The organism is Dysgonomonas sp. Marseille-P4677 (genome assembly GCF_016652235.1).
Lineage (GTDB): Bacteria > Bacteroidota > Bacteroidia > Bacteroidales > Dysgonomonadaceae > Dysgonomonas.
Window position 1 is genome coordinate 1 of the sequence record NZ_JAEPKU010000227.1, and the last position, 3,070, is coordinate 3,070.

A 3,070-nucleotide genomic window follows, 5' to 3' on the forward strand; every position below is an offset into this window, starting at 1 on the left:
TACCGGAGGGATCGGTAGCTGTCAGCATACCAACCAATGGCTGATAGGTGTAGGTGGTGACAAGAGTATTCGGCAATGCCCGCAAGCCGTTTATTAGAACCCAGTCTGAAGTCGAAGGCTCATCCTTGGAAGCAATGGTTGTCAATGTGGCTTCATTTATGATTGCTTTCACTTGATCGTATGTTGCATTTTTGATTTCTGCTATTGGATACTGGTTTTTATAGCCCCAAAGATAAACGTTGAATACTCCGCTACGGATAAGTTGGGCCTGCAACAGTCCAAATGCATAGTAGGTGTTCCACAAGTAAGGAGAGAATGTATATGGATTCTGGCTGTTGAATGGCATATCGGTGACATCCGATTCAAAACGGTATTTTGTATCGACCTGTCCTTTGCTGTCATACTTTATCTGCATGCCGGATAACAGTTTATTCTCTTTATATGAACGCACGTCCACCGGCACAAGTATATTACTGTTTTTCAGTTCTGAAAGGACTTCCCCGTATTCCGGCGGATAATAATATTTGGTAGTGACCAGTTTTCCTGAACTATCCCATGTCCTGTTTTCGGTTATTTGTTTATGTGATACGGATGTATAATCATTTTCCTTTACTACACGTACCATTCCCTGCCCGGGGATATACTGCCTGTTGACTTCCTTGCTAACATTTACCGATCCGCCAATGGTATAGGAGCGTGCATACATGTACTCATTATCGGCAAGCCGAAGGGCCTTATAGTTCGGGATTGCCTGTAAAATTGCTGTTTTATAGAAAATTGAGTCTTCCATAACTAATACGCCATCATTGTTATACACTTTTTTACAATTCAAGAGCCTGTTACGCCAGTCATTGCCGATACTTTCAGGATATGGAAATGACTGGCTATCTAATTTTGTACTGAGATAGCATGCGTCATACCATGGATAATTAACCGTTTGTACCCATGCGAAAGTAAACGCGTCATTAATATATGTTCCGTTTAGTATGATAGTGCCCCAGTTGTTAGAAAAGTCATCCATACAGGAATAATAATATTCAGTCTGGCCGAGCCCTTTGGATTTTTCTGTAACTTTGTAATATAAGGCTTCGGCTCCTATACCCAGTTTTAGACGCGACTCTCCGTCAATTCGGATTACGTGCAATTTTTCTTTATAGACTATACTCGGAGGCACTCCCATAGCCATTAAAACCTGATGCATACTCTGTAAATCAGTAGGAGTATAGGTATTATATATTAGAGTATGGTACGGGCTGGATGAACTGTAATAATAGTATTCCAGATAATGTCCGGAATAAGTCTCATATTCATAGTCCTTAATAATCTTATTTCCTTTTTCATTACAAGATTCTATCTGCTTAATCCTTATACCACCGCCAGCACTATAATCAGATGTTGACACTCTGTGAGCTTCATAGTCGAATTTAGTGTACCCCCCGGTAGGATATATTATCTTATTCAGGCTGCCTGCTTTTACCGCTTCAAAATCAGTTTCCCTGTTAGCTCCTCCAGTAACGACATTACAAGCAAGTCCCGAAGATCTGCCGTACACAGGAGATAAATATGTGCTTCTACCTCCTATATACCAATCGAGCCATTGATCTGCTCCAATTGTTTTATTCACAGAGTTATTGGGAAAGATAGTCACGTTAGAACTGTGGTTGTAATAACCCCAATGGTCCTGACGTGCAGATAAGCGGTAAGGAAGTGTATAAGCATCATTCGTTGACGGATTATCATCCCCGTAATATTCGAAACGGTATGTGCCTCCGGATATACCGGACTTAGAAACCTCCTTCACCGTTTTAAGACGTAAGCGGTAGTTAAGGTAGTTATAGTCCGCCAGTTCTTTATTATCATAGGTCTTATACCGCTGGGAAGTATTCGCCTCAAAATAGTCATACCCAAGACTTACCCTCTTTTGTGATTCATTTTTACTATTATACAAGATTATTTCTTCCAGGGCTTTAGCTGTCGAATTGCTCATATCCTTACGTGAAGTAGCCGAAAGGTTGAAGTTAATATAATTCCCTGATTTAGATGTTATCTTGCTTAACAGGGCATAGTTACAATAAGAGCTCGCAAGGAGGCCTGCATGGTATGCCGTACTATTGATTTGATGAAAAGAGGCTGATTCAGGATTCACTTCAATGAAACAAGTCGAGTGTTGTCTCCTTCTTGCTGTTTCACTGTAACGGGATTCATAAGTAAGGGTTATTTCACCACCGGAAGGGCTTGTTATTTTTGTCAGATGCCAGGTACTCCTTTGAGTCAGGTTGTCTACAGGGATTATATCGTAAGAACTGGTGGTAAATTCATATTTTACTCCTGTCTGGTCTGTAATGCGAAACAGGTCATTATTAGGGAATTCCACCTTGAAATCCTCATATTTAAAGAAACAACCTTTGGCATTATTATCCAGAAAGAATTTACCCGATTTACCACAAAAATTATAGTAGAAAATATCCGGTTCCCCATCATAGATATTATAACTTGAAGAACCAATCAAATTCAGGTCTGTTGCCAGGCTGCTCAGGTAATTCGACAGAGGGGTAACATAATTATAATCCTGAATAACCGGCCTTTGGGAAAATTTACCGTTAACCGAATTATAGCAGTCTTCGGCTCCCCTGACCTGACGTGTGATTACCCCGCCGGCATTAAGTGCCCATCCTAAGCCTACCCAGGTTGCTTCCTGGTCTACTTTGATACCTGCTGCATGGTATGACAAAGATATATCCAGGATAATATCTTTATCGGAAATAGACATTAACGGGATATTTATAGCCGGTACCCCGGTCGAATAGTCCACCGGAATGTCACCATACCTGGCTAAGGCATAAGTTTCGGGTGCATATATCTGGAAAATTTCTTTTCCGTCTATCGTGCTTTGCCCAAATACGTTCATAATAAACAACTGCATAAAGCAGATAGAAAGACTAGTTAGGCTTCGTTTCATATTTTTTAGGACTTACTTTTTAATAATAATCTCATTAACAAACATATTGTTAACCATAATTCTCAGCACATAACTCTTGGGTTGCAGATTACTGCAATCTATCGTTTCATA

The 3,070-nt window shown here is 40.3% G+C and carries 1 protein-coding gene; it reads right to left on the bottom strand.

Translation table 11 applies throughout. The annotated features are described in order from the left end of the window. The coding region (locus JGH11_RS19540; RefSeq protein WP_201114573.1) for a hypothetical protein at positions 1–2,959 on the bottom strand (2,959 nt) is incomplete at its 3' end. Positions 2,960–3,070: the final 111 nt, after the last annotated feature.